Origin of the sequence: Pseudoxanthomonas jiangsuensis, from assembly GCF_010093185.1 — a bacterium.
GTDB classification, from domain to species: Bacteria; Pseudomonadota; Gammaproteobacteria; order Xanthomonadales; family Xanthomonadaceae; genus Pseudoxanthomonas; species Pseudoxanthomonas jiangsuensis.
Genome location: NZ_PDWL01000011.1, coordinates 67,504 through 83,421, shown reverse-complemented (window position 1 = coordinate 83,421; position 15,918 = coordinate 67,504). Strand labels below are relative to the sequence as shown.

Annotated in this window: 13 protein-coding genes; 11 read left to right on the top strand and 2 right to left on the bottom strand. The window is 63.0% G+C overall.

Annotated features, from left to right (window positions below; all coding sequences use genetic code 11):
- Positions 1-44: 44 nt before the first annotated feature.
- Positions 45-1,709 (top strand): AMP-binding protein, encoded by a 1,665-nt coding sequence (locus CSC62_RS08760; RefSeq protein WP_162405800.1) that lies wholly within the window; start codon positions 45-47, stop codon positions 1,707-1,709.
- 44 nt (positions 1,710-1,753) lie between these two features.
- Here the strand turns inward: CSC62_RS08760 and CSC62_RS08755 are convergent, their stop codons facing one another.
- On the bottom strand, positions 1,754-2,302 hold the full coding sequence (locus CSC62_RS08755) for a gamma carbonic anhydrase family protein (RefSeq protein WP_162405799.1): 549 nt from the start codon (positions 2,300-2,302) through the stop codon (positions 1,754-1,756).
- A gap of 369 nt (positions 2,303-2,671) precedes the next feature.
- Between CSC62_RS08755 and CSC62_RS08750 the strand changes: the two genes are divergently transcribed.
- From CSC62_RS08750 to CSC62_RS08740, 3 genes are all read left to right on the top strand, one after another.
- The gene (locus tag CSC62_RS08750) at positions 2,672-3,172 is read left to right on the top strand and encodes a VOC family protein (RefSeq protein ID WP_162405798.1); all 501 of its coding nucleotides are present in this window, start codon (positions 2,672-2,674) and stop codon (positions 3,170-3,172) included.
- Between the two features lie 3 nt (positions 3,173-3,175).
- On the top strand, positions 3,176-4,108 hold the full coding sequence (locus CSC62_RS08745) for a fumarylacetoacetate hydrolase family protein (RefSeq protein ID WP_162405797.1): 933 nt from the start codon (positions 3,176-3,178) through the stop codon (positions 4,106-4,108).
- Positions 4,109-4,186: 78 nt separating this feature from the next.
- Positions 4,187-4,885 (top strand): dienelactone hydrolase family protein, encoded by a 699-nt coding sequence (locus CSC62_RS08740; protein ID WP_211368957.1) that lies wholly within the window; start codon positions 4,187-4,189, stop codon positions 4,883-4,885.
- An 83-nt stretch (positions 4,886-4,968) separates the two neighbouring features.
- Here the strand turns inward: CSC62_RS08740 and CSC62_RS08735 are convergent, their stop codons facing one another.
- The gene (locus CSC62_RS08735; protein WP_162405795.1) at positions 4,969-6,384 is read right to left on the bottom strand and encodes a short-chain fatty acyl-CoA regulator family protein; all 1,416 of its coding nucleotides are present in this window, start codon (positions 6,382-6,384) and stop codon (positions 4,969-4,971) included.
- A gap of 131 nt (positions 6,385-6,515) precedes the next feature.
- On the opposite strand from CSC62_RS08735, the gene CSC62_RS08730 reads away from it, so the two are divergent.
- The 7 genes from CSC62_RS08730 (at position 6,516) to CSC62_RS08700 (ending at position 15,790) form a co-directional block, all read left to right on the top strand.
- Positions 6,516-8,051, top strand: coding sequence for a CoA-acylating methylmalonate-semialdehyde dehydrogenase (locus tag CSC62_RS08730; RefSeq protein ID WP_162405794.1), 1,536 nt, complete (start codon positions 6,516-6,518; stop codon positions 8,049-8,051).
- Between the two features lie 19 nt (positions 8,052-8,070).
- On the top strand, positions 8,071-9,228 hold the full coding sequence (locus CSC62_RS08725; RefSeq protein ID WP_162405793.1) for an acyl-CoA dehydrogenase family protein: 1,158 nt from the start codon (positions 8,071-8,073) through the stop codon (positions 9,226-9,228).
- Positions 9,225-10,022: an enoyl-CoA hydratase gene (locus CSC62_RS08720; protein ID WP_162405792.1), complete on the top strand. Its 798-nt coding sequence runs from the start codon at positions 9,225-9,227 to the stop codon at positions 10,020-10,022. Before CSC62_RS08725 ends, CSC62_RS08720 begins: the two co-directional genes overlap by 4 nt.
- Positions 10,019-11,200: an enoyl-CoA hydratase/isomerase family protein gene (locus tag CSC62_RS08715; protein ID WP_162405791.1), complete on the top strand. Its 1,182-nt coding sequence runs from the start codon at positions 10,019-10,021 to the stop codon at positions 11,198-11,200. The genes CSC62_RS08720 and CSC62_RS08715 overlap by 4 nt, the downstream gene beginning before the upstream one ends.
- Positions 11,197-12,093 (top strand): 3-hydroxyisobutyrate dehydrogenase, encoded by an 897-nt coding sequence (mmsB, locus tag CSC62_RS08710; RefSeq protein ID WP_162405790.1) that lies wholly within the window; start codon positions 11,197-11,199, stop codon positions 12,091-12,093. Before CSC62_RS08715 ends, mmsB begins: the two co-directional genes overlap by 4 nt.
- A 233-nt stretch (positions 12,094-12,326) precedes the next feature.
- The gene (locus tag CSC62_RS08705; RefSeq protein WP_162405789.1) at positions 12,327-14,498 is read left to right on the top strand and encodes a TonB-dependent receptor; all 2,172 of its coding nucleotides are present in this window, start codon (positions 12,327-12,329) and stop codon (positions 14,496-14,498) included.
- A complete protein-coding gene (locus CSC62_RS08700; RefSeq protein WP_162405788.1) occupies positions 14,495-15,790 on the top strand; it encodes an MFS transporter in 1,296 nt (431 codons plus the stop codon). Before CSC62_RS08705 ends, CSC62_RS08700 begins: the two co-directional genes overlap by 4 nt.
- Positions 15,791-15,918 lie beyond the last annotated feature (128 nt).

Below are 15,918 nucleotides of genomic sequence, written 5' to 3'. Positions count from 1 at the left end.
GTGAACGCATGGATGTGCCGTGGGACGAACTCAGTGGAGTACCCATGTACAGCGTGAAAGATCCGATTCCGGGCGTGTCTTACGCACCGCCCGAACGTTTGCAGCGATATGTCGAGAGTGGCGAGCTCAAGCAGATCACCCTTGCGGAAGCCTTGATCGCCTCCTTCGAGCGGAACGCGACGGGTATTGCGCTCGCGACCGAGCAGGGGGACATCACCTACGCGCAGCTCGCTGCGCGGACCGATACGCTGGCGGCGTCCCTGCTGGGACTCGGACTGCGCCCCCTCGATCGCGTGATCTTCCAGTCCGGAAACTCGGTGGAGCTCATCGAGGCGCTGATCGCCTGCTTCAAGGCGGGATTGATACCGGTATGCACGCTTGCGGCGCATCGCGAAATGGAGATCGAGTACCTGGGCGTGCATGCCGCTGCCAGGGCGCATATCGTCCAGGGTGATGACACGAAGTTCGATCTGCCGGCATTCGCGCTCAGGATGAAGGATCGCATCCCCACAATGGAGCACGTGATCTCCCTTCGTGGCGATGTTCGGGATGGCGTGCATCGAGCGGAGGATCTCGTCCTGGGGATCGCGCCAGACGCCGCGAAGGCGGTGGTGGCGGCGGTTCCCCGGGATCCCTTCCAGGTCGCTGTGTTCCAGCTGTCGGGAGGTACCACGGGGGTTCCCAAGATCATCCCGAGGATACAGAACGACTACCTGTTGAACGCGGAACTGGGTGCCGAAGTGATGGGCTTCGGCAACGGCGAAGTGTTGTTCATGCCGATGCCCATGATCCACAACGCGGCGATGGTGTGCTTTCTGCTGCCGAGCCTGCTGACAGGGGCGACATTTGCCATCCCTTCGGCTATGACGCCGGAAGCCTGGGGCTGGATCTTCACCCACAAGAAACCCACATTCATCGGCATGATCCGGTCGCTGCTGCCGCGCCTGGACTCAATGATCGAGGGCGGGCACGGCACGCTGGAGCGGGTTCGCGGCGCGTGGGCTCCCGATGGTGCCAAGGTGATCAGGGAGAAGTACGGCGTCACCGCGTTGCCGATGTTCGGCATGAGCGAGGGCCTCAATCTCTACTGCCGCGCGGACGACCCGGAGGAGGCCCGCGATTGGACCGTGGGACGCCCGCTGTCCGCGCTGGACGAAGTGCGCCTCATCAACCCCGAGACGGGGCAACAAGCCGCGCTCGGTGAAGTCGGCTTGTTGACTTGCCGGGGGCCGTACACCTTGTGCGGCTACTACGACGCCGAAGAGCGGAACGCGGAAGCATTCACCGATGAGGGCTTCTATCGCAGTAGCGACCTGATGATCCAGCGAGAGATCGATGGCAAGCGCTATTTCGCGTTCGCGGGCCGGACCGCAGACGTTGTCAGCCGGGGGCACGAGAAAATCAACTGCGAGGAACTCGAGGGCGGCGTGCTCACGCACCCGGCGGTTTCCACGTGCGCGGTCGTCGGCATGCCGGATCCTGTCCTTGGCGAGCGTGCATGCGTCTACATCGTGACGAAGGAGAGTGCGATCACTCCTTCGGTGGAAGAGCTTGGCGTGCATCTGGCAGAGCTTGGATTCGCCAAGTTCAAGTGGCCAGAGCGCATTGAATTAGTGGACGCCTTGCCGTTGACGAAGGTCGGCAAGCTGAACAAGTCTGCGTTGCGCGAAGACATCCGGGAGAAGCTCGCCAAGTCCGCTACATCGTGAATCGCACCGTTGTGCATGCGTCACCGATGCACCGGCAGCGCACGTCATGGGTGGGGCTCGGTGAGGTACCTGTCCTTGATGGCCACGTAGTGGGCCGCGCCGCGATGCAGTGCTTGGATCTCCTCCGCGTTCAGATGGCGTACGAAACGCGCTGGGTTGCCGAACCACAGTTCGCCGTCTCCCACGACCCGTCCTGAAGGTACCAACGAGCCGGCGCCGATCATGGCCGCGCAGCCGATGGTGGCGCCATCCAGGATGATGGAACCCATGCCGATCAGGGCAAAGTCGGCAATCCGGCAACCGTGGAGAATGGCCCTGTGCCCCACGGTGACATCACAGCCGATCAGGGTGGGATAGCCATCGCCTCCACCTTCGAGCGCGCTTCCGCTGACGTGGATGACCGTGCCGTCCTGCACGCTGCTGCGTGCGCCGATGCAGACGCGATTGACGTCGGCACGAATCACGGTGTTGGGCCAGATCGAGGCGTCATCTCCGATCTCGACGTCGCCGATCAGGGTAGCTCCGGGTGCCAGGTAGACCCGCTGGCCGATCCGAGGTTCGATTCCGGAAAATGTCTGAAGTACGTGGTTCATTGAGGGGCACCGTTCCATCGTCGTGCGGGGCTGTCCTGCCGGACATGCGGGCCTTGACGCGTATCAGGGCTCTGGGTAGGCTTCGAATTAATATCTATATCAAATATTGTGTGTCGCAACATATCTGCCGTCGATCGATGTTGGCGGGGGAATGGCGGAAGCGCGAAAGTGGGCGCCCCACGCCGATAGCCTCGTGAAGCTCAATGCGCCGCGCGGAGGGCGGTGACCGGAAGATCCAGCAAACATCAATGGCGCAGCCCGGCCAAACCGTCTGCATCACGCAATGTGGCGAACGCCACGACTCGCACCGAACCGTGGAAGCCGCGCTTCCATCCCGTGCAACGCCCATCATGCAAGTGGAGACACGAAATGATTCTTGAAGATGCCGCGGCGCCGCCGCGAGAGGATCGCCAGTCGATCGTCAAGGCCTATGCCCTGACGCACGGTACCAACGACGTCTACAACCTGAAGGAGACGCGCCAGTTCTACGAGGAGTTCCTCGGGCTGGAGGTGGTGCGCCACGCGCCCCCGGGCATGGTGTTCCGGCTCGGCATGAAGTTTCATGTCGTCTGCCTTGAAGTGGGAGACAAGGTGTTGCCGAAGACTCTCATGCACCATTGGGGCCTGGATGTAGGCTCGAAGGAAGAGGTCGACGAAGCCTGGAAGAAGGCGCACGAGTACAAGGACACGTACAAGATCAAGCAGATCATGCCCATCGAGTTCCAGCATGGGGTGTACTCGTTCTACTTCGAGGACATGAACCATACGTGGTGGGAGATCCAGTACTACGACGGCTTCCTGCACGACGATTTCTTCGACTTCGGAGACCGTTTCGACCCGGATGGAAAGCCGCTGTCCGGAGCAGCGTGATCCATGTCAGCCTATCGACTGCTGTCTTTCTCGGAAGAGGGAGCGCCTCGAGCCGGCGTGTCGGTTGGCGATACCGTCATCGACATCGCGAAGGCCACCGGGCGGCCGGAACTCAGCGCCTTGGGCGAGGTGTTCCGGACCTGGGGCACGACTGAATCTCTGTGCCGACAACTGGCTGCCGATAGTGGCAGCTTGGAATCAGCGGTCATCAAGCCTCTGGCGGCGCTCGAGATTGCTGCCCCTTGGATCCCCGGCAACATCTTCTGTGCGGGTGCCAACTACCAGGACCATGTCGAGGAGATGGCGCGCGTGATGAACGCGCCCGTCGCCCTCAATGCCAAGCAACTGGGCGACAATCCCTGGCACTTCATCAAGACGTCACGGAGCGCGGTTGTGGGGCATGGGGCGCAGGTGGCGATCCCTCGCTTCTCCACGCGCCTCGATCACGAGATCGAGCTGGGGGTAGTGATAGGGCGCGAGGCGAGGGATGTGAGCATCGAGGATGCCATCGGTCATGTCGCCGGATACACCATTGCCAACGATCTGTCGGTCCGCGAAGTGGGTCGAGCGGCTTCGCCCGCCGGGTCGCCGTTTCACTACGACTGGATCACGATGAAGTGTTTTGACGGCTCGTGTCCGCTAGGGCCATGGGTCGTTCCGGCAGCACAGATCACGGAACCTCAGAACCTGGCCATGAAGTTGTCCGTCAACGGCCAGCTTCACCAGGACTCCAGCACGCGGCACATGATCTTCGACATCGCAGAGCAGATCGCGTGGCTCTCGTCGCGCGTAACGCTGCAGCCGGGGGACCTGATCTTGACGGGGACGCCGGCTGGCGTGGGCATGCCGTATCAACGCTTTCTGGCGCCGGGCGATCAGGTGAGCCTGTGGATCGAAGGGATCGGCGAGTTGTCGCACGGGATCCGTTCGCCCTAGCGCAGCACGCTGCGTTCAGCGCGCCACGTCGCGCGCACCGGATAGTTCAAGCGTTACCAGGGAGACATGATGGGACAGATGATGGAAGTCACGGCGAAGGATGGCGGCGTGTTCCGCGCCTATCTGGCGTTGCCTGCCTCGGGACGGGGGCCGGGAATCGTGATCGGTCAGGAGATCTTCGGCGTCAACGCGAACATGCGCGCGGTGGCGGACCGGTTCGCCGAGGATGGCTATGTTGCCTTGGTGCCGGACCTGTTCTGGCGGCTGCAGCCAGGCATCGAGCTTGGTTACACGCAGGAGGAGTTCGAGAAAGCCTTCGGCTATCTGGCTGAGTTCGACCAGGATCAGGCGATGGTCGACATCGCGGCATGTCTTGATGCCTTGCAGGCGCTACCGCAGGTCACGACGCCTGCCACGGGCTTCGTCGGCTACTGCCTCGGAGGGCGCCTGGCCTATCTCGCTGCCAGTCGCACTGGCGTGGCATGTGCCGTAGGGTTCTATGGGGTGAACATCGAGAATCTCCTGCATGAAGCCCCCAACATCTCATGCAAGCTGGTACTGCACTTCGCAGAACAGGATCGATTTGCCGGAACGGATGCGATCGAGAAGATCTTTCCCGTGCTCGGCGCGCTTCCAGATGCCGAGCTTTACCGCTATCCCGGTGTGGATCACGCGTTCGCCCGTGTGGGTGGCGACCATTACGATGAGGCGGCGGCGGAATTGGCGCATCGGCGGACGCTGGCGGCGTTGCAGAACGCACTGGGCAAGCCGCAGTAGACCGGCAGGCGGGCCGGCCATGAGGGGCGATCGGCGAAGCGCGCCACCGCCCATGCTGGAGCAGCCGAGCGCGCAGCGTGGCGCTACGTTCCGGAGGCGCTCAGACGCGATTCGGCAACGTCTGCGCGAGATGCCGATGAGAGCGCCGGGAAGGCGCGCTGTATGCACACGTGTCGGTCGCAGACGCGGCAACCGGGACCAATGGGGGTGGCGTCGTTGCCCGGGCGCAAATCCAGCCCCCGAGAGTAGACCAGCCGCTGGGCATGGCGCAGTTCGCAACCAAGGCTGACGGCGAAAGTCTTGCGCTGGCTGCCATGGAAGGAAGGGCCACTCGAGACCTGGCGCGATATCCAGAAGTGATGGCGCCCGTCGGGCATTGCCGCGATCTGAGTGAGTACGCGTCCCGGCTGGTTGAAGGCTTCGTAGACGATCCAGAGCGGGCAGGATCCGCCAACACGAGAGAACTGGAACTCGGTGGCAGAGTGCCGTTTGGATACATTGCCCGCCCTGTCCACCCTGATGAAGCAGAAGGGAAGTCCGTGGGCGCCGGGGCGTTGCAGAGTACTCAGGCGATGGCAGACGCTTTCGAAGCCGACACCGAACCTCTGCGCGAGCCATTCGATGTCGTAGCCGGATGCTTCCGCTGCGGCGAGGAACGGGCCGTAGGGCATCAGCAGCGCGCCCGCGAAATAGTTGCCCAGGCCGATACGCGCCAGGCGATGCTGCTCATCGCCGTCGAAGCCCGCGTCCGCGATCAGGCGATCCATCGTCTCGCCGTGCTCGAGCCGCGCAAGCTCGACGGCCATCTGGAAAGCCTGCTGTCCCGGGGTGAGGTGTGGCGCCAGCACAACGCTCTGCCGCTCAGCCTCGAATCGATGCTCGCCACGCGAGGCGGTTGAGGGCCCCGTGCTGGTGGTGACCGTCATGCCGTGAGCTTTGAGCAGGTGTTCCCTCAAGAACCGGTGCACATCACCGTGGCTGAGCTCGACCTGCTGATGGAGGCGCTCGGCGGCATGGTCCAGCTCGGCGACATGATTGTGTCGCCGGTTGAAGTAGTCACGCACCTGGTCGCCTGCGTGCGGCAACCTGGCCAGGCGAACAATATCGGGCTCGCTGAGGCGCTCGGCGAGCATGTCGGCACGTTCACGTGCATCGCAATAGTCGCCATGGAGCTGTAGAAGTGCGCGGCCGAGTTCGGGCATGTTGCTGGCGATGGCGCGGACCTCGGCCATCGACGACGGTGCGTGGCCAATGTCGACCAACATGTCGCGAAGCCCGCTCACGAGTGCAGCTTCGTCATTGTCGGAGAACATCTGCACGTCAATCCCGAAATGGGCATTGATGCGCAGCAGGACGGGTACGGTCAGGGGGCGCTGGTTGTTCTCGATCTGGTTGAGATAGCTGGAGGAAATGTCCAGCGCCTTGGCGAGCGCCGTCTGAGTCAACCCATGCTCCTCACGTAGCCGCCTGAGGCGGACGCCAATGTAGGCCTTGGTCACCGTGGCTCCCTTTGCAAAATTTGCAGAATGGCCGCTCCTGCTTCGCGGATTACAGCATTATCACCCCTATCAATTTATCGTTATTTGCGAATAATGCGAAGCCCCAAGGTGGCGGCTGAGCAAGGCAAAAGATGAACGCTGCGATTTCTTCCTCGGCTGGCGCACGTCTTGCCGTCCCGACCGTGCCCCTGCTCGTCGGCGGCGAGTTCCTGCAGTCGGCGAGCACTGAATGGAGGGATGTGATCAACCCCGCCACCCAGGACGTGCTGGCCCGCGTACCAATGGCGACTGCATCCGAAGTGGAGGCTGCCGTGGCGGCGGCGGCACACGCGTTCAAGACCTGGCGCAAGACGCCGATCGGTGTGCGCGCCCGGATCTTCCTGAAGTACCAGCAGCTCATCCGCGACAATCTGAAGGAGCTTGCCGTCGTGCTGACCAGCGAGCAGGGCAAGACCCTGCCGGACGCCGAGGGCGACGTGTTCCGTGGCCTCGAGGTGGTCGAGCACGCGGCGGCGATCGGAAATCTTCAGCTTGGCGAGATGGCCAACAACGTGGCCGGTGGCGTGGACACCTACACCTTGCTGCAGCCGCTGGGGGTATGTGCAGGCATCACGCCGTTCAACTTCCCGGCGATGATCCCTTTGTGGATGTTCCCAATGGCGATCGCGACAGGAAACACCTTCGTGCTCAAGCCGTCCGAGCAGGATCCGCTGGTGACCATGCGGCTGGTCGAGCTGGCCATCGAAGCTGGCGTACCCAAGGGTGTGCTCAACGTCGTTCACGGTGGCGCGGATGTGGTCAATGCCCTCTGCGACCATCCGGACATCAAGGCAATCTCGTTCGTAGGCTCCACCGGCGTCGGCACTCATGTCTACAACCGTGCTTCGGCGGCCGGCAAGCGAGTGCAATGCATGATGGGTGCCAAGAACCACGCGGTAGTGCTCCCTGATGCGAGCAAGGAACAGACACTCAACGCATTGACCGGCGCGGCATTCGGTGCCGCGGGGCAACGCTGCATGGCGGCCTCGACCGTGGTGCTGGTGGGTGGAGCCCGACAGTGGATCCCGGAACTGGTGGAGAAAGCGAAGTCGCTGAGGGTCAATGCGGGCACGGAGGCAGGCACCGATGTCGGACCCGTGATTTCTTGCGCAGCCCGCGAACGGATCGAAGCATTGATCGCGTCCGGCATCAATCAGGGCGCCCACCTTGAGCTGGACGGGCGGAACCCGGTGGTCGCAGGCTTCGAGCGTGGGAACTTTGTCGGGCCGACCATCTTTTCCAACGTCAGGCCGGGCATGCGCATCTATGACGAGGAGATCTTCGGACCGGTGATGGTGGTCGCAGGAGCCGACAACCTCGACGAAGCCATCGCCCTGATCAATGCGAATCCTAACGGAAACGGCACCGCCGTTTTCACGCAGTCGGGCGCAGCGGCGCGGCGGTTCCAGGAAGAGATCGACGTCGGTCAGGTCGGTATCAACGTGCCGATTCCGGTGCCGGTACCGATGTTCTCGTTCACCGGGTCGCGCGCATCCAAGCTTGGCGACCTCGGGCCCTACGGAAAGCAAGTCATCACGTTCTACACCCAGACCAAGACGGTGACGGCGCGTTGGTTTGACGACGACACCGCCCACCACGGCGTCAACACCACCATCAGCTTGAAATAGGCCGCCAACGGATACGTCCATGGATCCCACGTCCCTAACCGAGGAGCAGGCGGCGTTCCGCGAAGCCGCGCGGGACTTTGCCGCGGCCGAGCTGGCTCCCCATGCCGCGCATTGGGATGCCGAAGGCATCTTTCCCCGTGAGGCCATCAGCAAGGCAGGTGAGCTAGGATTCTGCGGCATCTACACGCCGGAGGTGTGCGGTGGCATTGGGCTGTCGCGACTGGACGCGGCGGTGATCTTCGAAGAACTCGCTGCGGCAGATCCATCGACGGTGGCCTACATCAGCATCCACAACATGGCGACGTGGATGCTGGCTACATGGGCAAGCCCACGGGTGCGCGATGCATGGGCCGCACCTATGGCCCTCGGCGAGAAGCTTGGCTCGTACTGCCTCACCGAGCCCGGTGCGGGATCCGATGCGGCGTCGCTGCGCATGCGTGCTATCCGTGATGGCGACCATTACGTCCTTGATGGTTCCAAGGCGTTCATCTCGGGCGCTGGCGCCACCGACATGCTTATCGTGATCTGCAGGACAGGCGGCGAAGGGCCTGGCGGAATCAGCGCCTTCGCGGTTCCGGCTGATCTGCCCGGCATCGAGTACGGCAAGAAGGAAGAGAAAATGGGCTGGAACAGCCAGCCCACGCGCGCGATAGGCTTTTCGGGCGTACGCGTACCGGCGGACCATCTGCTCGGTGTGGAAGGGGAGGGCTTCAAGATCGCCATGAAAGGATTGGATGGCGGTCGTCTGAACATCGCAGCCTGTTCGCTTGGCGCAGCGCAGGGAGCGCTCAATGCCGCCAGAACCTACATGCGCGAGCGGAGGCAGTTCGGCAAGGCGCTTAGCGAATTCCAGGCGCTGCAGTTCAAGCTGGCGGACATGGCGACGCAGTTGGTCGCCGCACGCCAGATGGTGCATACCGGTGCCCGCAAGCTGGATGCAGGATGCGCGGACGCGACCGTCTGGTGTGCGATGGCCAAGCGCTTCGCGACCGACGCAGGCTTCTCGGTCTGCAACGATGCGCTGCAGCTGCATGGTGGCTATGGCTACATCCGCGAGTATCCGGTGGAGCGTCTGCTCCGCGACAGCCGTGTGCACCAGATTCTGGAAGGCACCAACGAGATCATGCGCGTGATCGTCGCGCGGCACCTGCTGAATACCGAAGAGGAATTGAGATGAGCGACTACCGAAGCCACGCCTGGACCGGACTGACGCTTGACGTGGACGGACACGCCGCGGTGCTGACGCTGGCCAACCCTCCCGCCAATACCTGGACGGTCCACAGCCTGGCCGCGCTGCGCGACCTGGTCGCCGAGCTCAATGCGGACCGTGAGATCTATGCGCTCGTGGTCACAGGCGAGGGCGAGAAGTTCTTCTCCGCCGGTGCCGATCTCAAGCAGTTCGCCAGTGGCGACAAGGCGCTCGCGCGCGAGGCCGCACGCCGCTTCGGCGAGGCGTTCGAGGCGCTGGCGGCATTCCGTGGCGTCTCGATCGCTGCGATTAACGGCTATGCCATGGGAGGCGGCCTGGAGTGCGCGCTGGCCTGCGATCTGCGCATCGCCGAAGAGCATGCGCAGTTGGCGCTGCCGGAGGCGACGGTGGGCCTGCTGCCCTGCGCCGGCGGCACGCAGAACCTGACGCGACTCGCCGGTGAAGGATGGGCCAAGCGGATGATCCTGCTGGGCGAGCGCATCGACGCGGCGACCGCGCTGCACATAGGCGTTGTGGAAGAGGTCGTCGGCAAGGGCGAGGCGAAGTCAAAGGCGCTGGAATGGGCGGCCAAGGCGGCCAAGCAGTCGCCGACCAGCGTCGCGGCCTGCAAGACGCTGGTGCAGGTGACGCGCAGCCAGCCGGCGACGGCGGGCCTGATCGCCGAGCGCGAGCTGTTCGTGGACCTGTTCGATACCGCCGACCAGGCCGAAGGCGTCAATGCCTTCCTCGAGAAGCGCGCGCCGGCATGGAAGAACGCATGAACGACATCCTCATTGAAGCGCCGGTGCTGTTCGAGGAGCGAGCTGCGCGCCGAGGCAGGCGCATCGGCATCGCCACACTGAATGCGCCGCGGGCGCTCAATGGCCTGTCGCTGGATATGGCGCGCCTGCTGGACGAAAAGTTGGTCGCCTGGGCCAAGGACGAAGCCATTGCCGTTGTCGTGCTGCAAGGGGCGGGCGAGAAAGCTTTCTGCGCGGGCGGCGATCTTCAGGGTCTTTACCGGGGCATGCTGGACTATCAGGTGCGTGGTGGTTGGTCGGGCGATCCCTTTCTGGATCCGCGTGGCAATGTCCATGCGGAGGCATTTTTCGAGACCGAGTACCGACTGGACTACCGGATCCATACGTATCCCAAGCCCATCCTGTGCTGGGGTCATGGGATCGTGATGGGCGGTGGCATAGGTCTGATGGCGGGTGCCAGCCATCGGGTGGTCAGTGAACGCTCCAGACTCGCCTTCCCCGAGATCACCGTCGGCCTGTTCCCCGATGTGGGTGGCAGCTGGGTGTTGAACCGGGTGCCCGCGCGTGCCGGACTGTTCCTTGCACTGACAGGCGCGCCGCTGTCAGCGGGCGATGCACTGTACGCGGGCATGGCCGACCATCTCATCGCGGAGACGCAGCGTGCGGATGTCATGGCGGCAGCCTGCGACACGGTGTGGAGCGATCGCGCCGAGGACAACCATCGCCAGCTCAGCGCACTGCTACAGGGGTTCGGACCGGAGACAGTTGCAGGTCCGCTGCAGCAACATGCCGAACTGATCGCCTCGCTCTGCGCGCATGACGAACTGGCCGATGTCGTCAGTGCTGTCGCTGCCATCGAGCATCAGGATCCCTGGCTGCAGACCGCGAAGGCAACCTTGGCGGCAGGCTCGCCCGGCTCGGCGCGCCTGGGGCACGAACTCCAGCGCAGGACGCTTTCGCTCTCGCTGGCTGACGTGTTTCGCCTGGAATACACGGTCGCGCTGCACTGCGCAGCGCATGGCGACTTTGCCGAGGGCATCCGCGCCCTGCTGATCGACAAGGACCGGAATCCCCAATGGAACCCGTCCCACCTTCGTCAGGCCGACCGCACGTGGGCCGCGACGTTCTTCCACGCCCCTTGGCCGGAAGACCAACACCCGCTGGCTGACCTCGGCCGAACCACAGGAGCGCACGCATGAGCCGTATCGCCTTCATCGGTCTGGGCAACATGGGCGGTCCGATGGCCGCCAACCTGCTGAAGTCCGGCCACGAGCTCCGCGTGTTCGATCTGGTGCCCGCTGCAGTGGAAGCTGCGGTTGCCGCCGGCGCGCGAGCGGCAGGCAGCGCCATGGACGCCGTGGAAGCGGCGGAGGTAGTGATCTCGATGCTGCCCGCCAGCCGGCATGTCGAGGCGCTCTATTTGGGCACGGACGGTCTGCTTGCGGCGATTCCGGCCGGTGCCCTGATCATCGACTGCAGCACCATCGCAACGGCATCCGCCAAGAAGGTGGCCGGCGCCGCTGCGGAACGCGGGCTGCAGTTGATCGATGCACCGGTGTCCGGCGGCACGGCGGGTGCAGCGGCGGGTACTTTGACCTTCATCGTCGGCGGTGACGGCGCTGCGCTGGAGCGCGCGCGGCCGATCCTGCAGGCGATGGGCAAGAACATCTTCCACATGGGCGATGCCGGCGCCGGCCAGGTGGCCAAGCTGTGCAACAACATGGCACTGGGCGTGATCATGGCGGTCACCGGCGAGGCGATCGCGCTGGGTGCAGCCCACGGCTTGGATCCGAAAGTGCTGTCCCAGATGATGGCGGTGAGCACCAGCCGGAGTTGGGCCACCGAGGTCTGCAATCCATGGCCCGGCGTACTGGAGAACGCACCGGCGTCCCGTGGCTACACCGGCGGATTCGGGAATGACTTGATGCTCAAGGATCTCAACCTCGCGGCTGAGGCGGCGGCAGGCACGGGAGCGACCATTCCCCTGGGAGAGCTGGCCAGGAACCTGTATGCGCTCAACAGCAACGCAGGTAACGGCGCGCTCGACTTCTCAAGCGTGGTCAAGGTCTTCAAGCGGCCAGAGCTGACGTAGATGGTGCCCGGAGCACAGCAGCATATCGGAATAGGTTTCATCTGAAACATATCTCGATGTGCTGCTTTTTTCATGGGTGTCATTTTTCTATTAGTAGGCACTCTTTTAGATCGCGTGTAGGTGCCACGCGACCTTTATTTGAAGCCGAAAAAGTGCGTTGACAGAAAGTGATTTAATTGATATCAGTGTAAATTATAGCCAGTCGATCGCTTCTACTCTGGGAGGGGTAAGAAATGTCGCAATGTAGCCACCCGTTGGTCCGTGGGATTCTCGTTTCTTCGATTCTGCTTGCCCTTTCATCTGTCGCCAATGCTCAGGAGGGCCCTGAGCAGAAAGAAGTATCCGCGACCAATCTCGACCAGATCGTGGTCACCGCCCAGCGGCGCGAAGAGCGCATTCAGGACGTCCCCATCGCGATCACTGCCGTAAGTGCCGAGACACTGGCAAAGATGGGCGTGACGAGTACCAACGACTTGGCAATGGCGGTCCCTGGGCTCGATCTTGGTCGGCAGAACGGTGCGATCGCACCATTCATCCGCGGTATTGGCAACAAGAGCACGGCACCCGGCGAAGAATCGGCTGTGCCCCTCTATATCGACGGCGTGTACGTGCCGACGTTGACGGCGGGGCTCTTCGAACTAGCAGGCGTCGAGCGGATTGAGGTACTCAAGGGCCCCCAAGGCACCTTGTTTGGCAGGAACGCGACATCTGGCGTGATTCAGATCGTGACGCGGGACCCCACGGAGGAGTTCACCGCCGAGGCCAGGCTCGGCTACGGGAACTACGACACCGTCGAGGGTGGCCTGTATCTGGCGGGTGCCATTTCGCCGAGCGTCCGCGCTGATTTTTCGATCTTTGCGCGTGACCAGGGCGAAGGCTGGGGCAAGAACATCAATACGGGTAACGACGTGCACAAGGGTTCCGATCTCTCGGTCCGATCGAAGTGGATCGTCGATGTGTCGCCGGACACGGAGGTGCGATTCACGGTCGACTACAGCGATGTCGAGCCAAACACGGCGCCTGCCTTCCGACCTTACGAGGATCGCATCCTGACGAGCGGTCCGCCGCTCTTCGCTGGTTCAACACCGTTCTACGGCTACTACGATGTCTCGCTCAGCAACGATGTCAACATCAAGAGCGAGCAGACGGGCGCCAACATCCAGGTTCGCCATGCGTTCGATGCGTTCAAGTTCGTCAGCATCACCAGCTACCGGGATGCCACGACGAGAATGCTGTTCGACCAGGACGGAGGTCCAGCCCAGGTCGTTAGCGCGCTTGCGCACGAGTATGCCGAGTCCTGGAGCCAGGAGTTCCAACTACTCTCGCCTGAGGACGCTCGCTTCAACTGGATCTTGGGCGGCTACTACTTCAACAACAAGGCCGGCTATGGCCCCATCAGCCTGTATGGCTCCGGGCTACCGTTCCGGGTGGACAGGTATTCGGAGATGGGGGCTGAGTCGTACGCGATCTTCGGACAGGCATCGTTCAATCTGACTGACGCCACTCAATTGACCACCGGTCTGCGGTATACGCAGGATACGCGGGACATCGAAGGTCGCGACTACCGCAATGGCGTGCTGGCCCCGGCCACGGTTGGCGCGCAGGAAAAGGATTTCAGCAAGGCAACGTGGCGTCTTTCCCTCGATCACCGTTTCACGCCCAATATCATGGGTTTTGCGGCGGCGAGCAGAGGCTTTAAGAGCGGCGTCTACAGTGCGGTTTCGTACCTGGATGCCCCTGCGTTGCCGGAGACGCTGGATACCTACGAGATCGGCCTGAAGAGCGAGTTCCCTGACAGGCACCTCCGGTTCAACGCCTCGGTGTTCTACAACGACTTCAAGGACGTGCAGGTACAGAGCCAGGTCCTGGGTGGCATCCGGCTGAACAATGCCGCCAGTGCCAGGACCTATGGCTTGGATCTGGAAGCCCTGCTTGTGCCGGTGGACTACCTGACCATTCGCATGGCGGCGACGTTTCTCAAGGGCGAGTACGGCCGGTATCCGGGCGCATCCTTCTACCTGCGCGATGACCACCAGACGCTGGGCGCGTATGTTGGCGATGCCAGCGGGCGCGACACCATTCATACGCCGGACGTTGCTGTTTCTCTCGGCGCCGATTACGTGATTCCGATGAGTGTCGGTGACCTGACGCTGGCCGCCAGCTATGCATACAACGATGGCTACTTCTTCGATCCGCAGAACGAGACGCCGCAGGCATCTTTCTCGCTGTTCAATGCATCCGTCGCCTTTCAGCCGGCGGACAGTGCGTGGAGCGTGCGCTTGTGGGGGAAGAACCTGGGGGACGAGAAGTACCTGACGTCGCTGTCCCAGCAGGCCTACGGTGACACCCTGGTGCCCGCCGCACCCAGGACGTATGGAATCTCTGTGGAGTGGAAACTCAATTGAGCACGGCAGACGGCAATGCGGACGGTACGCTTGGGGTAACAGCCGGCGTATCGGACTCAAGAAGGGCATGGCTACTGGTCGTGCTTACCGCGACCATTTCCCTGAGTTACGTCGATCGGTACCTGCTTGCGGTCCTGATTCAGCCGATCAAGCTTGAGTTTGGTCTTTCCGATAGCCAGATCGGTCTGCTGACCGGGCTAGCCTTCGTCGTGTTCTACGTGTTGTTGGGGCTGCCCATCTCGCGGCTTGCTGACAAGGGATACCGGCGCGCCGTGATGGTCGGATCCATCGGTGTGTGGTCGGCGATGACCGCGATTACCGGTGCGGCAACCAGTTTCTGGCACCTGGCGGCCGCGCGATTCGGCGTAGGAGCCGGCGAGGCCGGGGTGCTGCCCACGGCACAGGCCGTCGTGTCCGATCTGTATGCGCCGCGCCAACGAACGCTGGCGCTCGCGATTCTCTCGTCGGGGGGCAGCATCGGATTGTTGCTGGCGTTCGCCGGCGGCGCGCTGTTCGAAGCGGCACTGGGGTGGCGGCTCACGTTCATGGTGATGCTGATCCCGGGGATGATCCTGGGCGCCGTGATCTTCATGATGCTGCCGCGGCAGATCATACGGGGCACGCCCGGTGACGCGCAGGCCGTGTCGTCGCAACCGCTGAAGCAACTGCTGGCCAATCCCCACTTCAGACACCTGCCGTTCGCACAGGGCGCGATCGCCTTCCTGATGTTCGGGCATGTGCAGTGGCTGCCCGCCTTCTTCGAGCGGAGTTTCGGCGTAGCACGGGTCGAGGTCGGCGTGGCTCTGGGGTTCCTGCAGGCCGGAGGCACGCTGGCCGGTGCGCTGGTTGGCGCCTACGCCATGCAAAAGTTCGTGGACCAGGATCGCAAGCGATTGTCAGTTGCGATGGCCTGCATCGCGGTGGGCGGAATTGCGGTGTTGAGCCTGTACGCTGCCCCCAACGCGGCCATCGGATATGCGCTGGCGGCGATCTCCGGCTTCCTGCTGTCAGCTCCTTCGGGCTTGATCCTGGCGCACATGCAGACATCGGTGCATGCGTCGCAGCGAGCCACGGCAGCGGCGGCAGCGATCATGGCGGCCTCGATCATCGGGTTGGGCGCAGGCCCTCTGGCGATCGGCATGCTGAGTGATGCATTGAAGCCGAGCGCCGGGATCGAATCGCTGCGCTACGGTGCACTGATTGCGATCGTCGTGGCGATCCCCTGGGCCATATTCCATCTTGCCAGGCTGCGACGCATTCCTCGCTGGGAAGATGGTCGTGCAGTGAACTAATGGCGGCTATGGCCGTTGTTGAGCTACGCGCTACCGATGTATCTCCGTTGGATCGCGGAAGGCATGGGGTCGTGGTGCTGGATGCTTGCGTTGAACGGAGTGGCGCCAACAGCGTTTTACGTGGCTGG